Raw genomic sequence first — 18271 nt, 5'->3', positions numbered from 1 at the left:
TCATCGAAATGCAGCTAACCCGGCTGCTGTGCGGAGGACGATATGACAGTGACAAGAAAGACTGCGGCACACCGACTGTTCGCGCTTCACCAGTTCTGCGTGCCGGCTCTCGCCGCGCTCGCGGTTGCCACGAGCGGCCTCGCGCCCGCGGTGTCGCAGGCGGCCTCGCTGCCGGACAAGACGCTGGTCTTCTGCTCCGAAGGTAGTCCGGCGGGGTTCGACACCGCGCAATACACGACCAGCGTGGAGTTCAGCGCCGGTTCGTACACGGTCTATAACCGGCTGGTCGAATTTGCGCATGGCAGCACGGACATCGAGCCGGGTCTCGCCGAAAAGTGGGACGTGTCGCCCGACGGCCTCACCTACACGTTCCATCTGCGCCGCGGCGTCAAATTCCAGACCACGTCGTATTTCAAGCCCACCCGCGAATTCAACGCGGATGACGTCGTGTTCACCTACGAGCGCATGCTCGATCCCGAGAACCCGTTCCGCAAGGCGTATCCGGTCAATTTCCCGTACTTCAACGACCTCGGCCTCGCGAAGAACATCGCGAAGATCGAGAAAGTCGATCCGTACACGGTGCGCTTCACGCTGAAGGAAGTCGACGCGCCGTTCCTGCAGCAGATCGCGATGCCGTTCGCGTCGATCCTGTCGGCTGAATACACGGATCAGCTGTTGAAAGCGGGCAAGGCGTCCGACATCAACCAGTACCCGGTCGGCACCGGTCCGTTCATCTTCCGCAGCTACACGAAGGACGACACGATCCGCTTCGACGGCAATCCGGACTATTGGAAGCCCGGTGTCGCGAAGGTCGGCAAGCTGATCTTCGCGATCACGGTCGATCCGGCCGTGCGCCTGCAAAAGTTGAAGCGCGGCGAATGTCAGGTGATGGCGTATCCGCGCCCCGCCGACATCCCCACCGTGAAGACGGATGCATCGCTCGCGATGCCGAGCGAAGTGGGCTTCAACCTCGGCTATATCGCCTACAACACGACCAAGAAGCCGCTCGACAACGTGCTCGTGCGCCGCGCGCTCGACATGTCGGTTAACAAGAAGGCGATCATCGAGGCGGTCTACCAGGGTGCGGGCCAGACGGCGACCAACCCGATGCCGCCGACGCAATGGGGCTACGACAAGAACCTGAAGGACGCACCGTACGACGCCGACAAGGCGAAAGCGCTGCTGAAGCAGGCGGGCTACCCCGACGGCTTCGAGCTGACGCTGTGGGCGATGCCGGTGCAGCGCCCGTATAACCCGAACGCGCGCCTGATGGCCGAAATGCTGCAGTCGGACTGGGCAAAGATCGGCGTCAAGGTGAATATCGCCACCTACGAGTGGGGCGAGTACATTCGCCGTGCGCACGCGGGCGAGCATCAGGCGATGCTGATCGGCTGGACCGGCGACTACGGCGATCCTGACAATTGGCTTGGGGTGTTGCTCGGCTGCGACGCGGTCAACGGCAGCAACTTCTCGAAGTGGTGCTACAAGCCCTACGACGATCTGATCAAGCAGGGCCGCAGCACCACCAACATGGCCGATCGCACCAAGGCCTACACGCAGGCTCAGGAGATCTTCAAGGATCAGGTGCCGTTCACGCCGATCGCCCATTCGACCGTCTATCAGCCGATCAGCAAGAACGTGACGGGCTTCAAGATCGACCCGTTCGGGCCGACGCAATTCCTGGAGGTCGGCGTGAAATAAGGGGATGCGGCGCGACTTTTGCGCCGCTTTTGTCGCGGGGCGGCCCAATGGGCCTGCCCGGCGCATGCAAAACCGCGGCAAAACGTTTGCACTAAGTGTTTCCTATCGTCAACAGAGGGATTTTGCTCTGCTTGGTGGCCGGCTCAAGCTCAAGTAATATCCCGCTACGCCGGCGCAAGCCGGCCCTGAACCTGGAGGAAACATGAAGCAAAACAATCTGTTGCGCGTCGCGCGTGTGACTACGCTCGTCGCAGCCGCAGCGGCATCCCTGCTTGGCGTCACGAGCGCGCAGGCCGCTGGGATTCCGAACAAAACCCTCGTTTACTGCTCGGAAGGCAGTCCCGCGGGTTTCGATCCGGCCCAATACACGACGGGCGTCGACTTCACGGCCAACACGTTCACCGTCTATAACCGCCTCGTCGAATTCGAGCGCGGCGGCACCAAGGTCGAGCCGGGCCTCGCGGAGAAGTGGGATGTCTCGCCCGACGGCAAGACCTATACGTTCCATCTGCGTCATGGCGTGAAGTTCCAGACCACCTCGTTCTTCAAGCCGACGCGCGAATTCAACGCGGACGACGTGGTGTTCTCGTTCCAGCGCATGCTCGACCCGAACCAGCCGTTCCGCAAGGCGTATCCGGTGCAGTTCCCGTACTTCACCGACATGGGCCTCGACAAGCTGATCACGAGCGTCGAGAAGGTCGACCCGTACACGGTCAAGTTCACGCTGAAGGAAGTCAACGCACCGTTCATCCAGAATCTGGCGATGGAATACGCGTCGATCCTGTCGGCTGAATATGCGGATCAGTTGCTGAAGGCGGGCAAGGCCGCCGACATCAACCAGTTCCCGGTCGGCACCGGTCCGTTCATCTTCCGCAGCTACACGAAGGACGCGACGATCCGCTTCGACGGCAATCCGGATTACTGGAAGCCGGACGCGGTCAAGATCTCGAAGCTGATCTTCTCGATTACGCCGGACGCCGGCGTGCGCGTGCAGAAGATCAAGCGCGACGAATGCCAGGTGATGAGCTATCCGCGCCCGGCCGATATCGCGCCGCTGAAGGCCGAGCCGAATATCGACATGCCGTCGCAACCGGGCTTCAACCTCGGCTACCTCGCGTACAACGTGACGCACAAGCCGGTCGACAAGCTCGAAGTGCGTCAGGCGCTCGACATGGCGATCAACAAGAAGGCGATCATCGACTCGGTCTACCAGGGCGCGGGCCAACTGGCCACGAACCCGATGCCGCCGACGCAATGGTCGTTCGTCAAGGGCCTGCCGGCCGCCTCGTACGATCCCGCCAAGGCCAAGGATCTGCTCTCGAAGGCCGGCTTCCCGAACGGCTTCGACATCACGCTGTGGGCGATGCCGGTGCAACGCGCCTACAACCCGAACGCGCGCCTGATGGCGGAAATGATCCAGGCGGACTGGGCGAAGATCGGTGTGAAGGCGAAGATCGTCACGTACGAGTGGGGTGAGTACATCAAGCGCGCGCACGCGGGCGAAGACGACACGATGCTGATCGGCTGGACCGGCGACAACGGCGATCCGGACAACTGGCTCGGCACGCTGCTCGGCTGCGAGGCGGTCAACGGCAACAACTTCTCGAAGTGGTGCTACAAGCCGTTCGAAGAGCTGATCCAGAAGGGCCGCACGACGTCGGACGTGCCGACGCGCACGAAGGTCTACGGCGACGCGCAGCATATCTTCGCGCAGCAATTGCCGTTCTCGCCGATCGCCCACTCGACCGTCTATCAGCCGGTCAGCAAGAAGGTGGTCGACATGCGCATCGAACCGCTCGGCTACGCACGCTTCGACGGCGTGAGTGTGAAGTAATTCGGTCAAGCCATTCGTAAAGTTCGCACAGTACGCCGCAATACAGTACGCTTTTCGCACGGTTAGAAAACTGGTCGAAATGGTCCGGCGACCGGGGTCACGAGCCCTCGTCGCCGGTTGCGCTTTTTCATCACCAGTACCATGGGAGCGAACCATGTTCCGCTTCGTTTTGCGCCGCATCGGCATGGTGATTCCGACGTTCATCGGCATCACCATCCTCGCGTTCGCGCTGATTCACCTGATCCCGGGCGACCCTATCGAAGTCATGATGGGCGAGCGCGGTGTCGATCCGGCCATGCATGCGGCCGCGATGCACCGCCTCGGGCTCGACGAGCCTCTGCCACTGCAGTACTTCCACTACATCCGCCGCGCGATGCACGGTGACCTCGGTACTTCGATCATCACCAACACCAGCGTGATGGGCGAATTCCTCGCGCGCTTTCCCGCCACCGTCGAGCTGTCGATCTGCGCGATGCTGTTCGCGCTGATCGTCGGCCTGCCGGCGGGCGTGTTCGCGGCACTCAGGCGCGGCACGGTGATCGATCACGGCGTGATGGGCACCGCGTTGACCGGCTACTCGATGCCGATCTTCTGGTGGGGCTTGATCCTCATCATGTTCTTCTCGGTCGATCTCGGCTGGACACCGGTGTCGGGCCGCATCGCGGTCGAATACGACATTCCGCACCTGACCGGCTTCATGCTGATCGACTCGCTGATGTCCACCGACGAAGGCGCGTTCAAGTCGGCGCTCAGCCATCTGATCCTGCCTGCGATCGTGCTCGGCACGATTCCGCTCGCGGTCGTCGCGCGCATGACACGCTCGTCGATGCTCGAAGTGCTGCGCGAAGATTACATCCGCACCGCACGCGCGAAGGGCTTGTCGCCGGGCCGCGTGATCGTCGTGCATGCGCTGCGCAATGCGCTGATTCCGGTCGTCACGGTGATCGGTCTGCAGGTCGGTACGCTGCTGGCGGGCGCGGTGCTGACCGAAACGCTGTTTTCATGGCCGGGCATCGGCAAATGGCTGATCGACGCGATCGGCCGGCGCGACTATCCGGTCGTGCAGGGCGGCATCCTGCTGATCGCGACGCTGGTGATCGTCGTGAACCTCGTCGTCGATCTGTTGTACGGCGTGCTCAACCCGCGCATTCGCCATACGAGGTAAATCACTATGGCTGACATTCAAAACACCGTCCCCCAATCGGTCACCCCGCCGAGCGGCCGCGCCATCGCGGCGCGCGAATTCTGGGCGAACTTCTCGCGCAACCGCGGCGCGGTCGGCGCGGGCATCATCGTGCTGGTGCTGGTCTTTATCGCGATCTTCGCGCCGCTGATCGCGCCGCACAGCCCGATCGAACAGTACCGCGACTCGGTGAAGATCCCGCCCGCATGGCTCGACGGCGGCAACTGGAAGTTCATTCTCGGCACCGACGAAGCGGGCCGCGACATCCTCTCGCGTCTGATGTACGGCGCGCGGCTGTCGTTCTGGATCGGCTTTGTCTCGGTGGTGCTCGCGCTGATTCCGGGCGTCGTGCTCGGCCTCGTCGCCGCGTTCTTCGAGAAATGGGCCGACACGCCGATCATGCGCATCATGGACGTGCTGCTCGCGCTGCCGTCGCTGCTGCTCGCGGTCGCGGTCGTCGCGATCATCGGTCCGGGTCTCCTCAACACGATGTTCGCGATCGCGATCGTCGCGCTGCCGGGCTATGTGCGTCTGACGCGCGCGTCCGCGCAAGGCGAGTTGCAGAAGGAGTATGTGACCGCTTCGCGCGTCGCGGGTGCGAGCACGTTGCGACTGATGTTCTCGCAGGTGCTGCCGAACTGCACCGCGCCGCTGATCGTGCAGGCCACCCTGGGCTTTTCGTCGGCGATTCTCGATGCCGCCGCGCTCGGCTTCCTCGGCCTCGGCGTGCAACCGCCGTCGGCGGAGTGGGGCGCGATGCTCGCGTCGGCGCGCGACTACATCGACAGCGCATGGTGGATCGTCACGATGCCGGGCCTGTCCATCCTGATCTCGGTGCTGGCGATCAACCTGCTCGGCGACGGGCTGCGCGACGCGCTCGACCCCAAACTGAAACGGATGGCCTGACCATGAGCACTCTACTGACCATCCGCAATCTCGCGGTCAACTTCGGCGGCCTGCCGGCGGTCGACCGCATCAATCTCGACGTCGCGCCCGGTGAAGTGGTCGGCGTGGTCGGCGAATCGGGCTCGGGCAAGAGCGTGACGATGATGGCGCTGATGGGCCTGATCGACGCGCCCGGCAAGGTCACCGCCGACGAAATCACGTTCGACGGCAAGAACCTGTTGAAGGCCTCCGCGAAGGAACGCCGCAAGATCATCGGCAAGGACATCGCGATGGTGTTCCAGGACGCGCTGACGAGCCTGAATCCGAGCTACACGGTCGGCTATCAGATCAAGGAAGTGCTGAAGCTGCACGAAGGCCTGCGCGGCGCCGCGCTGGACAAACGCGCGCTCGAACTGCTCGATCAGGTCGGCATCCCGGACGCGAAAAACCGCATCGGCTCGTTTCCGCATCAGATGTCGGGCGGCATGAACCAGCGCGTGATGATCGCGATGGCGATCGCCTGCAACCCGAAGCTGCTGATCGCCGACGAGCCGACCACCGCGCTCGACGTGACGATCCAGGCGCAGATCATGGAGCTGCTGATGCGCCTGCAGAAGGAACGCGGCATGGCGCTCGTGCTGATCTCGCACGATCTGGCCGTGGTCTCCGAAGTCGCGCAGCGCGTCGCCGTGATGTACGCGGGCGAGGTGATCGAGACGAACAAGGTGCCGGACATCTTCGCCGCGCCGCATCATCCGTACACGGAAGCGCTACTGGCCGCGATTCCCGAGCACAACGTGGGCGCCGTGCGGCTCGCGGCGCTGCCGGGCATGGTGCCGGGCCGCGACGACCGGCCCAAGGGCTGCCTGTTCGCGCCGCGCTGCAAGTACGTGGTCGACGACTGCATGAAGGCGCGGCCGGCGCTCGCGCCGATGCAAGGCCACGCCGAAGTGGCGCGGGTGCGTTGCATCAAACCCTTGAACCTGAGCGGCGACGCCAACGTTCACACCCATGGAGGCGCACGATGAACGCAGTACTCGAAACGCGGCGCCAGTCGGGCCATGCGGGCGATCACGTGCTCGTCGCCGACCAGCTCGCGCGCTACTACACGGTCAAGCGCGGCATGTTCGCGCACGGCACGGTGAAGGCGCTGAACGGCGTGTCGTTCGCGCTCGAACGCGGCAAGACGCTGGCGGTGGTCGGCGAGTCCGGCTGCGGCAAGTCGACGCTCGCGCGTCAGCTGACGATGATCGAAACGCCGAGCGCGGGCCGCCTGCTGATCGACGGCGAGGACGTGGCCGGCGCGAATCACGAGAAGATCGCGGCGCTCAGGCGGCGCGTGCAGATGGTGTTCCAGAACCCGTTTGCGTCGCTCAATCCGCGCAAGACCGTCGAGCAGACGCTCGGCGAGCCGCTCGCGATCAACACGCAGATGAGCGCGACCGAGCGCGCCGAACGCATCGCGCAGATGATGCGCACGGTCGGCCTGCGGCCCGAGCACGCGAAGCGCTATCCGCACATGTTCTCCGGCGGCCAGCGTCAGCGCGTCGCGATCGCGCGCGCGATGATCCTCGATCCGCAGATCGTGGTCGCCGACGAACCGGTGTCCGCGCTCGACGTGTCGATTCAGGCGCAGATCCTGAACCTGTTCATGGACCTGCAGGACGAGTTCAAGACGAGCTACGTGTTCATCTCGCACAACCTGTCGGTGGTCGAGCACATCGCCGACGACGTGATGGTCATGTACTTCGGCGGCGTCGCGGAGCTGGGCGACAAGCAGCGCATCTTCTCGAAGCCGCGCCATCCGTACACGCGCGCGCTGATGTCGGCGACTCCGTCGATCTTCGAGGCGGACCGCACGATCAAGATCAAGCTGCAAGGCGAAATGCCCTCGCCGCTGAATCCGCCATCGGGCTGCACGTTCCATCAGCGCTGCCCGTACGCGATCGACCGCTGCCGCAGCGAGGAGCCGAAGCTGCGTGAAGTGGATGGGCGCCTCGTCTCGTGTCACCGCGCCGAAGAGGTGGGGGACGTGGATGCCTGATGCGGTGGCGGCGCGTCGTCTTGCGCGCCGCTTGTGTGAGGGCGGTTACCTCGCCGCCTTCGCGCGGCGCTGCGGAGCGCGTGCGCTGGAAGGCGCCGCGCTCCGCGGCGCGTTTGCCGGCAGCTTCGCCGGTATGGTGTTTCAGGCGCTCGCGCGGGCTTTTTTCTCCGTCTTGCGTCGCGCCTCCTTTACCGCTTTTTTTCATGCAGCCTGCGCGTTGACGATGAGCGCGACCGTACCCGGCATCGCTCACGCCGCCGGGGCGGCGGCCAATGCGCCGGGCCAGGCGGGTCGGCCGTCCGTCACGGTGCCCGCTACCCCACCGCCTTCGATTGCGCCGCCGCCGGTGCCAGGCACCACGGCGAGCGGACCGGTGCGCCAGCAACCGGCGCGCATGCCTTTCTATGTCGCGACGCGCGGCAACGTCACCATCTACGTGCTCGGCACGCTGCACGTCGGCGATCCCGTCGACTATCCGGCGGGACAGCCGTTCCGCGCGCCGATCCTCGCGGCGCTCGCCGCGTCGCCGACGCTCGCGCTCGAACTGTCGCCGGATGAACTGCTGGTGTCGCAGGACGATGTGTCGAAGTACGGGGTGTGCAAGCACGACTGCCTGCCGGCTGCATTGCCCGAGCCGCTGTGGCACAAGCTCGCGTTGCGGCTGCGCGGCAATCCGGCCGCGCTCGACGCGATCAAGAAAATGCGGCCGTGGCTTGCGTCGCTGGTGGTCGAGACCTACGACTCGTTATCGGCGGGTCTGCAAACCGAGTACGGCACCGAAGCGCAATTGCAGAACGTGTATCTGAAGACGCGCGGCAAGATCGTCGGGCTCGAAACGCTCGCGCAGCAGATGCGCGCGTTCACCGGGTTGTCGGCCGCGCAGCAGCGCGAGATGCTCGCGCAGGATCTGGTGCAGACGCCCGCGCAGAACGTCGAGGACGTGCGTACGTTGCATCGACTGTGGCAGGTCGGCGATGCCGATGCGATCGCCGCGTGGCAGGCCGCGAAATCGGAGAAGCTCGCGCGCGACCAGCGTGTCTCCAATTCGATCGATAACCGGATCGTCTACGAGCGTAATCGCCGCTTCACTACAAGGATGCTGCAGCTCGCGGCGCCGAACAAACCGGTGTTCGTCGCGATCGGTGCATTGCACCTCGGTGGACCGAAAGGCGTGCTGCAGCTGTTGCGGCAGCACGGCTTCATCGTCGAGGCGGGTTGAGGCGGGTTGAAGCTCGAGCCTTCGCGGCGAGTGCGGGTTCGTGCTTCGCTGCCGATGTTTTGCCAATGGCATGACAGTTGACGCCCCGCGTCTCGCATTTCTCGGAGAGCTCCTAGTCGTGTTTCATCCCCAGTCTGTTAGCTTCGTCGGGATTATTCGTCGAGCGATTAACGGGAAGGAGATGCGAGGATGGCGCAGGATATCTTTATCAAGATCAACGGTATCGATGGCGAATCGCAGGACTCGGCTCATCTCAACGAGATCGATGTAATCGGATGGCGGTGGCAGGTTGCACAGCCCTCGGCGATGCTCTCAGGCTCAAGCGGTGGTATTCCAAAAGCGTCTGTCTCCGACCTTGAGTTTACTCATCTGATGGACCGGGCGAGTCCAAATCTGGCTAGATATTGCTTCTCCGGCGAGCATATTTCCGAAGCGAAGCTCACCATGCGAAGAGCCGGAGGGGTTCCTCACGAGTACGCTCGAATCACCATATACGATGTCATCGTTTCTTACGTTGAACCCGTTGGCGGTGGCCATTGTTGCCACGAGCAGGTGCGTCTGTCGTTTGCACGCATGAAGCACGAGTACGTTTTGCAGAACAACCTGGGCGGAAGCGGCGGCACCATCACCGCGCTCATCGACGTCAGGGCAAATAGACAAGGCTAGCGAGATGCCGGCGTCCTGCACGTTCACATTGAATCGACGCTCAACCTCGACGCTGGTTTGCGCGGGTTTCGGCAGCGTTACCGCGTTTTCGGGCAACGGGCGGCATATCAATAGTCCAGATTCCACGAATGTGGCAAACGCGGGCGCCATTCCCAAAGGTATGTATTACATCGTCGATCGCGAAAGTGGAGGGCATCTCGGCTGGCTCTGGGATGGAGTCAAGGACCTCGGGGCGGACACACATCGCGCGGAGTGGTTTGCTTTGTATCGCGATGATGGCGCCATTGATGACTGGACGTTGATAGACGGCGTGCGGCGTAGCAACTTTCGCTTACATCCGGTTGGGCGGTATGGGGAAAGTGACGGCTGTATTACCCTTTCGTCCCGTGAGCAGTTCAAGGCGCTGCGCTCATATTTGAAAACACAACCGCCTGCATTTATCCCTGGAACAGTGACGCGATACTACGGCACGGTGGAGGTGCGTTGAAAACCATATTGATTTGCATCCTGATCGCACTGGTGCTGACCCTGCCCGTCGGAGTGGGGATTGCACACGTACCGGGCGTGGCTGAATGGTTTGCGAGCGGCGAGGGCTATGAGTTCTTTGACCCGTTTTTCAACGCATTCGGTGCGGATGGCGGCGAAAGCACCTCGGACATCATCTTCGGAACGCTGTACGTCGTCAGTTTCGTCGTGTCGCTGGCGTTAGCCATTGCGGCTTGGGCAATTGTTAGCGGTTTGCGTCGTATGGATCGCCGTTGAGTTGACGCCGCCCACGACGGCCGGCGCCTCATCCGTACGACAGCAAACCGGTCCGCTACAAAAACATCAGAAAATTCAACAGAAAGATATTGATCACCAGCAGCGGCAGCGCTGTCGGAATCTGCACCTTGATCACCGCGTTCTTGTCCGGTAATTCGAGCAGCGCGGCCGGCACCATGTTGAAGTTCGCGGCCATCGGCGTCATCAGCGTGCCGCAGTAGCCGGAGAACATGCCGATCGCGGCCATCACCGCGGGGTTGCCGTGAAACACGCCGACGAGGATCGGCACGCCGACCCCGCCCGTCATCACCGGAAACGCGGCGAAGCCGTTGCCCATCACCATCGTGAACAGCGCCATGCCGATGCAGTACACGGCCACCGCGACGAAGCGGTAGTCGAGGCTGATATACGACGTGGTCACGTGCGCGACCGCCTTGCCGACGCCCGCGTCCGAGAACACGAGGCCGAGCATGCCGAGCATCTGCGGCAGCACCGCGGCCCACGACAGCGCGTCGACGAGACGGCGCGCTTCCTTCATCGACTGGCCGACCGTGTCGCGCGTGATCACGCAAGCGATCGCGAGCGCGATCACGCAGCCGAGGCCGAAGCCGATCAGCGTGACGTTGGCCTTCTCGATCAGCGGCACGCCGCCGAACACGAGGTGGCTCGCCGCCAGCGTGATGATCACGGTGACGACCGGAATCGTCAGCGCGGGCACGAACAGCTTGTTGCGCAGACGCGCGGCGCTCGCCTGACGCGCTTCGAGCGACAGCGTCTTCGGTTTGCCCGCGGTGACGCCGCCGAAGCCCGCGATCACCGCCATCGCGATCACCGCGACGCCGACCACGGCCGGCGGCAGTCGGTCGCCGATCAGGAAGATCAGCGCGTACAGAATCCAGAAGCCGCCCGCGCTCAGGCGGCGCGGATGCTCGCGGTCGGTGATGATCATGCCGCCGACGATCAGCATCACGATGCCGAGCAACCAGAACAGGTAAGTGATCGTGAAGGTCATGCTTCGTCTCCGGTGGCGCGCGTGGCCGAAGAGGGCGTCGATGCCGCTGCCGCCTTCGAACTGCCACCCGGCACGTTGCCGCGCAATTCGCGTTCGAGCCAGCGGTCGAGCAGCCAGAGCCGGAAGCCATGCACGATGAACGCGCTGATCGCGGTCGGAATGCCCCACACCGCCACGTGGATCGGTTCGACGACGATGCCGGCTTCCTTCAGGAAGGTCGTCATCAGCACGATCGCGCCGAACGCGACGAAGACGTCCTCGCCGAAAAAGAGGCCGACGTTGTCGGTCGCGGCCGAGAACGCGCGCAGCCGGAAGCGCACCGCGTCGCCGATCTTGCCGAAGCGGTTCTCGGTCGCGCCCTCGGCCATCGGCGCGATCAGCGGACGCACCATCTGCGGGTGGCCGCCCAGGCCGGTCAGGCCGACCGCGGCGGTCAGTTCGCGCACGGCCAGATAGACGATCAACAGCCGCCCGGCGGTCGCCGCCTTGATGCCGCTGATCCACGCCTGAGCGCGCTCGCGCAGGCCGTGTCGTTCGAGCAGGCCGATCACCGCGAGCGGCAGCAGGATGATCAGCGGGATGTTGCGCGTCTTGATGAAGCCGGTGCCGATCAAGGCGAGGATTTTGTCTGGCGGAAAGTGCGCGGCGAAGCCGGTGACGATCGCGGCGACGGCCACGATCAGCATCGGATTGAAGCGCAGCAGAAAGCCGACGATGATGACGGCCACACCGATGAGCGGCCATAGACTGACAGTTGTCTGCATCAGGATCTCCAAGAGGTTATTCAACTTCGCCGCGGGTGGCGGCTGATCTGAACCGGAGCATGCGGCTTCATGCGCCGGCGTGCTGCCGCGGCTCTGCGGCCGCGTCGAACTCTCTTTACCTGCCCCGCGGATGCACGTGTGTCGGCAGCCGTGGGTTTGCAGCGGGCATCGCGATCGATGCCCCGGCTGGCAAACGCCCCGCGTGGAAGCGGGGCGCTGGATCGGTCACGCGCGCTGGATCGGCTGGACGCGCGCGGTGTGGACGGCGGTGATGCGAACGCTCATACGCGTGCGGCGCCCGCCGCATGCACGCCGATGCCGGCGTCGGCGAGCGCGGCGCGGATGCGTCGCGCGAATGCCAGCGCATGCGGGCCGTCGCCGTGCAGGCAGATGGTCTGCGCGTTCAGCGGCACCCATTGACCGTCGACGGCCTTCACGCGTTGCTCGCGGATCATCGCAAGCGTGCGCGCGAGCACTTCGTCCTCGTCGTCGAGCAGCGCGCCCGGCTCCTTGCGCGGCACGAGCGAGCCGTCCGCGCGATAGCCGCGGTCGGCGAACACTTCCTCGATCGCGGTCAGGCCCGCGTTGCGCGCGGCGCTCACGAGCCCGCTGTTGGCGAGCGCGAACACCGCCACCGACGGATCGAAGTCGTGCACCGCGGAGACGATCGCGTCGGCGATCTTCGCGTCGCGCGCGGCCTGGTTGTAGAGCGCGCCATGCGGCTTCACGTGCGCGATGCGCCCGCCCTCGGCCTGCGCGATCGCCGACAGCGCGCCGAGCTGGTACAGCACGCCCGCGTAAATCTCTTCGGCCGGCAAATCCATTTCCTTGCGGCCGAAATTCTCGGGATCGTTGAAGCTCGGGTGCGCGCCGATCGACACGCCTTTCTGCACCGCCCAGCGCACGCAGTCGCGCATCGCGTTGGGGCCGCCCGCATGCCAGCCGCACGCGATGTTGGCGGAGCTCACGAGGTCGAGCAGCGCCTCGTCGGAGCCGCAGCCTTCGCCGAGATCGGCGTTCAGATCGATTTCCATGGGGATTCCTTTAGTGTTACAGCGCCGCGAGCGCCGCCTGGCGCGCGCAACGCTCTTCGTGCATCGCGATCGCGGCATCGATCTGCCGCAGATACGTGCGTTCTTCCAGCAAAGCCTGACGCGCTTCGTAGGGCGTCGTCGGGATGAAACGGACCGCCCCGTTCAGGCGCACCTGCGCGAGCTTCCACAGATCGGCCTGAATCACCGCGCCGATCTTCGGATAGCCGCCGGTGGTCTGCGCATCGCTCATCAGCACGATCGGCTGGCCGTTCGGCGGCACCTGGATCGTGCCGGGCAGCACCGCGTGCGACAGCAGATCGGCCTTGTGCGTGCGTTTCAATTCCGTGCCGGCGAGGCGAAAGCCCATGCGGTTGCTGTTCGGCGTCACGAGCCACTCGTCGGACCAGAACGATTGCTGCGCATCGGCGGTGAAGCTGTCGTATTCGGGGCCGCGCAGCACCCGGATCGGTATGGCCCACGGCACGCCCGACGGATGCCGGCCGCGCCGCAGCGGCTCCTGGACCAGCACGAACTTGCACCAGGCGGGGGCCTTCACGCCGAACTCGGGCGCCTCGGGCGTGAAGCCGTGCTGGCCGCGCTGCGGCGGCGCGCCGACCGGCAGACGATCGCCGTCGTTCAGCGCGCGGCCGCCAAGGCCGCCGAAATGGCCGGCGAGGTCGGTGCTGCGCGAGCCGAGCATCGGCAGTACGTCGATGCCGCCCGCCACGCAGACATAGCCGCGCATGCCGCGCTTCGCCGCGTTGAGCACGAGTTCCTGACCAGCTTGCACGGGCAGGCTCCACCATGAGTAGACGGGTTTGCCGTCGAGCGTCGCGCCGAACTCGGTGCCGGTGATCGCGACGCGCGTCGCGCGCAGAAAACGCAGCACGGTCGGGCCGAAGGTGATTTCGAGGCCGGCCGCGTCGGGGCGGTTGCCGACCAGCCGGTTGCCGACTTCGAGCGACAGCCGGTCGAGCGCGCCACCCATCGCGACGCCGAGATGCCGGTAGCCGTGGCGGCCGAGGTCCTGGATCGTGGTCAGAAGACCCGCGCGGATCACGTCGATCATGCGTGCATCCCCGCGATCGTGAAGCGCACCCGGTCGCCGGGTTGCAGCAGCGTGGGCGGCCGGCGCGCCGGATCGAACAGCGGCACCTCGGTGCGGCCGATCAGCTGCCAGCCGCCCGGCGACACCGCCGGATAGATGCCGGTCTGCTCGCCGCCGATACCGACCGAGCCCGCCGGCACCTCGAGCCGCGGCGACGCGCGGCGCGGCGTGTGCAGCGCGCCGTCGAGCCCGCCCATATAAGCGAAGCCGGGCTGGAAGCCGAGAAAGAACACCACGTAGGCGCCGCCCGCATGACGCTCGATGACCTCGCGCGCACTCAGGCCCGTGTGTTCGGCGACCGTCTGCAGATCGGGGCCGTATTCGCCGCCGTACTGCACCGGAATCGCGACCTCGCGCCCCGGCGCGGCGGTTTGGGCGGCCGCGTTCCAGGCCGTGAGCAACTGTTCGCCGAGCGCGTCGACGTCGGTCGCGAGCGGGTCGAACACGAGCGTCAGATTGTTCATGCCAGGCACGACTTCGAGCACCTGCGGCCAGTCGCGCGCGGCAAGCGCTGCGGCCCACACGCGCTGCTGGCACTCCAGCGTGGCGGGCGGCGGCGCTTCGCAGACGAGCGCGGCATCGCCGAGCGGAAAGATTCGTGGTTGGCTCATGACAGGGCGGCCCGGATCGAGTCGGAGAATGAGGCGGACAGTGCCCTGCGTTGGCGCAAGTCCGGCACGGAGTCGGCGAGGTTTGGAGCGTACATTATCAATAAAATATCGACGATTTACCAATAAGCGTTTTTGCCAGGCTCGTCGGCGGCGGGGCATCGTCGTACACTTGCGACACTTTTCCAGCCCATTTTCGTCCTCGGAACCTCGCATGACGCGTCATCCCACCAAGATCGTTTCGTCGGAACATCTCGTCTCCGAGACCAGCGCGGAACTGTCCGAGCTCGAATACGCGCTGATCATGGCGGGCAATGCGTTCAACCGCTGGATGGTGCGCTGCATGTCGGCGGCCGGTGACAAGGACATGACCGCGATCGAGGTGTCGCTGCTGCACCACGTGAGCCATCGCGAGCGTCGCAAGAAACTGGCGGACATCTGCTTCGTGCTGAACATCGAAGACACGCACGTCGCGACTTACGCGTTGAAAAAGCTCGTAGCTAGAGGGTACGTAAAAAGCGAAAAGACCGGCAAGGAAGTGTTCTTTTCCGCAACCGAGGCGGGCCGCGAGCTCTGCCTGAAGTATCGCGAGGTGCGCGAAAGCTGCCTGATCTCCACACTGAAGGAAAGCGGCCTGACCAACCAGCAGATCGGCGATGCCGCGCAGTTGATGCGCAACGCGTCGGGTTTGTACGACACGGCGGCGCGCGCGGCGGCTTCGCTCTAACCACGTACTACCACGCCAGCACCGCGCGTCACGCGCCGTGCGTGACGTGATCACGCCGGCAGCGCCGGATGAAACCCCGCCTCGGTGACGATCAGATCGAGCGCAATGTCATGCGCCTCGCGTTCCAGCGCATCGGTGCGGCACGCCTCGTACGCGATGCCGACCGTGATCGGCCTATGCGCGGCCGGCCAGGCGGCCAGCGTGCGGTCGTAGTAGCCGCCGCCGTAGCCGAGGCGATAGCCGTCGGCGTCGAAACCCACGCAAGGCACGAACAGCAGCTCGGGCAGCACCACGCGCCCCGAGGTCGGCTCGGCAATCTTGTGATGGCCGATTTTCATTGGCGTCGCGGGTGTCCACGCATGGAATTCGAGCGCCATGCCACGTTCTTTAATGATTGGCAGACTGGCCTCGTGATGCGGATTCGCCGCGAGCCAGATCCCGATCGCACCGCGCGCATCGAACTCGCCGCCGAGCGGCCAGTAGAATCCCACGCTCCGCACCGCGTAGTGCTTCAGCGCGTCGAGCACCCGGCGCCCGAGCGCGGCGTTGCTGGCGGGCTCGGAAGCCGCTTGCAGACGGCTTTCCAGCAACATTCGGCGCAACGCCTTTTTCGTTGTCGGGACAGGGTTGCATGCTATGCTTGGGTCCAATTCGCGCTCCAGAAACAACGATGTCAAAACGCCTTTTTCGAGTATATCGCGCGGCCGGTATCGCGCTGGCCGCTGCGGCACTCGTTGCCTGCAGTACCGCCTCGGCCGTCAAGCCCCTTCCGATCTCGCAGCTCACGAACGACGATCAGATTTTCATCCAGCTTCGCGAAGCCGCGCGCAATAACGACGCGCCGCGCGCAGCCCAGCTCGCGAGCATGATCCCGGATTACCCGGCGCCCTCGTATCTGGAGTATTTCCAGATCAAGCCGCAGCTGTTCGATTCGACCGGCCATGCGCGGGTCGACGCGCCCGACGCGCCGGTGCTCGCGTTCCTGCAGAAGTACGACGGTCAGGCAATCGCCGATCGCATGCGCAACGACTATCTGACCGTGCTCGGCACGCGCCACGACTGGCGCAACTTCGACCAGCAGTACGCGAAGTTCGTGCTCGACGACGACACCCAGGTGAAGTGCTACGCGCTCGAATCGCGCGCGTCGCGCGGCGAGAACGTCGCGGACGCGGCGCGCGCGCTGCTCGTCGATCCGAAATGGTACGGCGACGGCTGCGTCGATCTGATCACGGTGCTCGGCGTGAACCGCCAGTTCAGCGCCGACGACATCTGGCAGCAGATTCGTCTCTCCTACGAGCAGAACTACACGAGCACCGGCAGCAAGCTCGTCGACGCGCTCGGCGACCAGCCGCCCGACCCGGTGCTGTTCGGCCAGGCGGTCAATACGCCGCCGCTGTTGCTCGCGCGCGGCGTCGGGTCCGACGCGCAATCGCATCAACTGGCGCTGCTCGCCATCACGCGCATGGCCCGCAACGATCCGGCCATGGCCGCGGCGACGTTCGCGTCGGTCGCGCCGTCGCTGAATTCGCCGGAGCGCGCGATCGGCTGGGGCACCATCGGCTATCAGGGCGCGCTCAAGCAGATGCCGGGCGCGGTGGACTGGTTCCGGCTGTCGGCGAACGCGCCGCTGTCGAATCCCGCGTACGAATGGCGCACCCGCAGCGCGCTGCTCGCCGGCGACTGGAACATGGTGCGCTGGTCGATCGAGCAGATGCCCGAGTCGCTGCGCAAGCAGCCGTCGTGGGTGTACTGGCACGCGCGCGCACTGAAGCAGGCCGGCGACACGGCCACGGCCAGCCAGGAGTTCCAGTCGATCGCGTCGAACTTCAGCTTCTACGGCCAGCTCGCGCTCGAAGAACTCGGCCAGAAGATCACCGTGCCGCCAAAAACCACCGTGACCGACGCCGAAGTGCAGCAGGCGGGCGCGACGCCGGGCTTCGAGCTCGCGCAGCGTTTCTATGCGCTGAATCTGCGGCTCGAAGGCAACCGCGAGTGGAACTGGCCGCTGCGCACCATGACCGACCGGCAACTGCTGGCCACCGCGGAGTACGCGCGCCGCATCCAGCTGTACGACCGCACCGTCAACACAGCGGATCGCACGAAGAGCGAGCACGATTTCTCGCTGCGTTACCTGTCGCCGTTCCGCGATATCGTCGAGCAGGACGCGCAGTCGAGCGGGCTCGACGTCGAGTGGGCGTACGGGCTGATCCGCCAGGAGTCGCGTTTCATCATCAACGCGCGCTCGGATGTCGGCGCCGGCGGTCTGATGCAGCTGATGCCGGCCACCGCGCAACTGGTCGCCAAGAAGATCGGTCTGGGCCCGGTATCGCGCGAGCAGATGAACGACATCAACACCAACATCCTGCTCGGCACCAACTACCTGGCGATGATCTACAATCAGTTCGACGGGTCCGCCGTGCTGGCCACCGCTGGCTACAACGCAGGTCCGGGCCGTCCGCGCAACTGGCGGCAGTCGTTGCAGCGCCCGGTCGAAGGCGCGATCTTCGCCGAGGCGATTCCGTTCCAGGAAACTCGCGACTACGTAAAGAATGTGCTGTCCAACACGGTCTACTACGCGGCATTGTTCGAAGGCCGTCCGCAATCGCTGAAGGCGCGCCTGGGTTACATCGCACCGTAAGCGCCTAGCCGCCGTGACCTCGGGTCTGTCAACAGACGCGAGGTTGCGGTGCGCCTCGCCAGCCGTTGCCGCGGCTTCCATCAGGG

18 protein-coding genes are annotated in these 18271 nt (G+C 64.9%); 12 read left to right on the top strand and 6 right to left on the bottom strand.

Translation table 11 applies throughout. The features are described 5' to 3' along the window. The first annotated feature begins 42 nt into the window (after positions 1–42). From CI15_RS05195 to CI15_RS05150, 10 genes are all read left to right on the top strand, one after another. Positions 43–1701: an ABC transporter substrate-binding protein gene (locus tag CI15_RS05195; RefSeq protein WP_062124983.1), complete on the top strand. Its 1659-nt coding sequence runs from the start codon at positions 43–45 to the stop codon at positions 1699–1701. A 202-nt stretch (positions 1702–1903) separates the two neighbouring features. After that, positions 1904–3535 (top strand): ABC transporter substrate-binding protein, encoded by a 1632-nt coding sequence (locus CI15_RS05190; RefSeq protein WP_062124981.1) that lies wholly within the window; start codon positions 1904–1906, stop codon positions 3533–3535. Positions 3536–3689: 154 nt separating this feature from the next. After that, complete coding sequence (locus tag CI15_RS05185; protein ID WP_062124979.1) at positions 3690–4700, top strand: ABC transporter permease subunit; 1011 nt, start codon at positions 3690–3692, stop codon at positions 4698–4700. A 6-nt stretch (positions 4701–4706) separates the two neighbouring features. After that, the gene (locus tag CI15_RS05180; protein ID WP_062124977.1) at positions 4707–5624 is read left to right on the top strand and encodes an ABC transporter permease subunit; all 918 of its coding nucleotides are present in this window, start codon (positions 4707–4709) and stop codon (positions 5622–5624) included. Positions 5625–5626: 2 nt separating this feature from the next. Further along, a complete protein-coding gene (locus CI15_RS05175) occupies positions 5627–6631 on the top strand; it encodes an ABC transporter ATP-binding protein (protein ID WP_062124975.1) in 1005 nt (334 codons plus the stop codon). After that, positions 6628–7647, top strand: coding sequence for a peptide ABC transporter ATP-binding protein (locus tag CI15_RS05170; RefSeq protein ID WP_062124973.1), 1020 nt, complete (start codon positions 6628–6630; stop codon positions 7645–7647). The genes CI15_RS05175 and CI15_RS05170 overlap by 4 nt, the downstream gene beginning before the upstream one ends. Then, a complete protein-coding gene (locus tag CI15_RS05165) occupies positions 7640–8866 on the top strand; it encodes a TraB/GumN family protein (RefSeq protein ID WP_062124971.1) in 1227 nt (408 codons plus the stop codon). The genes CI15_RS05170 and CI15_RS05165 overlap by 8 nt, the downstream gene beginning before the upstream one ends. A gap of 189 nt (positions 8867–9055) precedes the next feature. Continuing rightward, entirely contained in the window at positions 9056–9532 is a 477-nt protein-coding gene (locus tag CI15_RS05160; RefSeq protein ID WP_062124969.1) for an Hcp family type VI secretion system effector, read from the top strand. Between the two features lie 4 nt (positions 9533–9536). After that, positions 9537–10019, top strand: coding sequence for a DUF2778 domain-containing protein (locus CI15_RS05155; protein ID WP_062124962.1), 483 nt, complete (start codon positions 9537–9539; stop codon positions 10017–10019). Beyond that, positions 10016–10294: a hypothetical protein gene (locus tag CI15_RS05150; protein ID WP_062124960.1), complete on the top strand. Its 279-nt coding sequence runs from the start codon at positions 10016–10018 to the stop codon at positions 10292–10294. Before CI15_RS05155 ends, CI15_RS05150 begins: the two co-directional genes overlap by 4 nt. 55 nt (positions 10295–10349) lie before the next feature. Here CI15_RS05150 and CI15_RS05145 read toward each other — a convergent pair whose 3' ends face one another. The 5 genes from CI15_RS05145 to pxpB form a co-directional block, all read right to left on the bottom strand. Next, the gene (locus CI15_RS05145) at positions 10350–11306 is read right to left on the bottom strand and encodes a DUF979 domain-containing protein (RefSeq protein WP_062124958.1); all 957 of its coding nucleotides are present in this window, start codon (positions 11304–11306) and stop codon (positions 10350–10352) included. After that, entirely contained in the window at positions 11303–12070 is a 768-nt protein-coding gene (locus CI15_RS05140; RefSeq protein WP_062126089.1) for a DUF969 domain-containing protein, read from the bottom strand. The genes CI15_RS05145 and CI15_RS05140 overlap by 4 nt, the downstream gene beginning before the upstream one ends. Before the next feature lie 281 nt (positions 12071–12351). Then, entirely contained in the window at positions 12352–13104 is a 753-nt protein-coding gene (pxpA, locus tag CI15_RS05135) for a 5-oxoprolinase subunit PxpA (RefSeq protein ID WP_062124956.1), read from the bottom strand. 16 nt (positions 13105–13120) lie between these two features. After that, positions 13121–14173, bottom strand: a complete 1053-nt coding sequence (locus CI15_RS05130; protein ID WP_062124954.1) for a 5-oxoprolinase subunit C family protein — start codon at positions 14171–14173, stop codon at positions 13121–13123. Next, positions 14170–14823 (bottom strand): 5-oxoprolinase subunit PxpB, encoded by a 654-nt coding sequence (gene pxpB, locus CI15_RS05125; RefSeq protein WP_062124952.1) that lies wholly within the window; start codon positions 14821–14823, stop codon positions 14170–14172. Before pxpB ends, CI15_RS05130 begins: the two co-directional genes overlap by 4 nt. A gap of 211 nt (positions 14824–15034) precedes the next feature. Here pxpB and CI15_RS05120 point away from each other — a divergent pair, with 211 nt between their 5' ends. Continuing rightward, positions 15035–15547: a winged helix DNA-binding protein gene (locus CI15_RS05120; protein ID WP_062124950.1), complete on the top strand. Its 513-nt coding sequence runs from the start codon at positions 15035–15037 to the stop codon at positions 15545–15547. A 50-nt stretch (positions 15548–15597) separates the two neighbouring features. On the opposite strand, the gene CI15_RS05115 is transcribed toward CI15_RS05120, so the two are convergent. Continuing rightward, on the bottom strand, positions 15598–16140 hold the full coding sequence (locus CI15_RS05115; protein WP_062124948.1) for a 5-formyltetrahydrofolate cyclo-ligase: 543 nt from the start codon (positions 16138–16140) through the stop codon (positions 15598–15600). 77 nt (positions 16141–16217) lie between these two features. Between CI15_RS05115 and CI15_RS05110 the strand changes: the two genes are divergently transcribed. Then, positions 16218–18185, top strand: coding sequence for a lytic transglycosylase domain-containing protein (locus tag CI15_RS05110; protein ID WP_062124946.1), 1968 nt, complete (start codon positions 16218–16220; stop codon positions 18183–18185). Positions 18186–18271 lie beyond the last annotated feature (86 nt).

This window comes from Paraburkholderia monticola (assembly GCF_001580545.1).
Lineage (GTDB): Bacteria > Pseudomonadota > Gammaproteobacteria > Burkholderiales > Burkholderiaceae > Paraburkholderia > Paraburkholderia monticola.
Note: the sequence above shows the minus strand (reverse complement) of the source record. Positions and strands in the feature narration are given on the sequence as shown.

Bases quoted from the DNA above. Each gene is read 5' to 3' on its own strand.
- CI15_RS05195 (WP_062124983.1), top strand. From the start codon at position 43: ATGACAGTGACAAGAAAGACTGCGGCACACCGACTGTTCGCGCTTCAC.
- CI15_RS05190 (WP_062124981.1), top strand. From the start codon at position 1,904: ATGAAGCAAAACAATCTGTTGCGCGTCGCGCGTGTGACTACGCTCGTC.
- CI15_RS05185 (WP_062124979.1), top strand. From the start codon at position 3,690: ATGTTCCGCTTCGTTTTGCGCCGCATCGGCATGGTGATTCCGACGTTC.
- CI15_RS05180 (WP_062124977.1), top strand. From the start codon at position 4,707: ATGGCTGACATTCAAAACACCGTCCCCCAATCGGTCACCCCGCCGAGC.
- CI15_RS05175 (WP_062124975.1), top strand. From the start codon at position 5,627: ATGAGCACTCTACTGACCATCCGCAATCTCGCGGTCAACTTCGGCGGC.
- CI15_RS05170 (WP_062124973.1), top strand. From the start codon at position 6,628: ATGAACGCAGTACTCGAAACGCGGCGCCAGTCGGGCCATGCGGGCGAT.
- CI15_RS05165 (WP_062124971.1), top strand. From the start codon at position 7,640: ATGCCTGATGCGGTGGCGGCGCGTCGTCTTGCGCGCCGCTTGTGTGAG.
- CI15_RS05160 (WP_062124969.1), top strand. From the start codon at position 9,056: ATGGCGCAGGATATCTTTATCAAGATCAACGGTATCGATGGCGAATCG.
- CI15_RS05155 (WP_062124962.1), top strand. From the start codon at position 9,537: ATGCCGGCGTCCTGCACGTTCACATTGAATCGACGCTCAACCTCGACG.
- CI15_RS05145 (WP_062124958.1), bottom strand. From the start codon at position 11,306: ATGACCTTCACGATCACTTACCTGTTCTGGTTGCTCGGCATCGTGATG.
- CI15_RS05140 (WP_062126089.1), bottom strand. From the start codon at position 12,070: ATGCAGACAACTGTCAGTCTATGGCCGCTCATCGGTGTGGCCGTCATC.
- pxpA (WP_062124956.1), bottom strand. From the start codon at position 13,104: ATGGAAATCGATCTGAACGCCGATCTCGGCGAAGGCTGCGGCTCCGAC.
- CI15_RS05130 (WP_062124954.1), bottom strand. From the start codon at position 14,173: ATGATCGACGTGATCCGCGCGGGTCTTCTGACCACGATCCAGGACCTC.
- pxpB (WP_062124952.1), bottom strand. From the start codon at position 14,823: ATGAGCCAACCACGAATCTTTCCGCTCGGCGATGCCGCGCTCGTCTGC.
- CI15_RS05120 (WP_062124950.1), top strand. From the start codon at position 15,035: ATGACGCGTCATCCCACCAAGATCGTTTCGTCGGAACATCTCGTCTCC.
- CI15_RS05115 (WP_062124948.1), bottom strand. From the start codon at position 16,140: ATGTTGCTGGAAAGCCGTCTGCAAGCGGCTTCCGAGCCCGCCAGCAAC.
- CI15_RS05110 (WP_062124946.1), top strand. From the start codon at position 16,218: ATGTCAAAACGCCTTTTTCGAGTATATCGCGCGGCCGGTATCGCGCTG.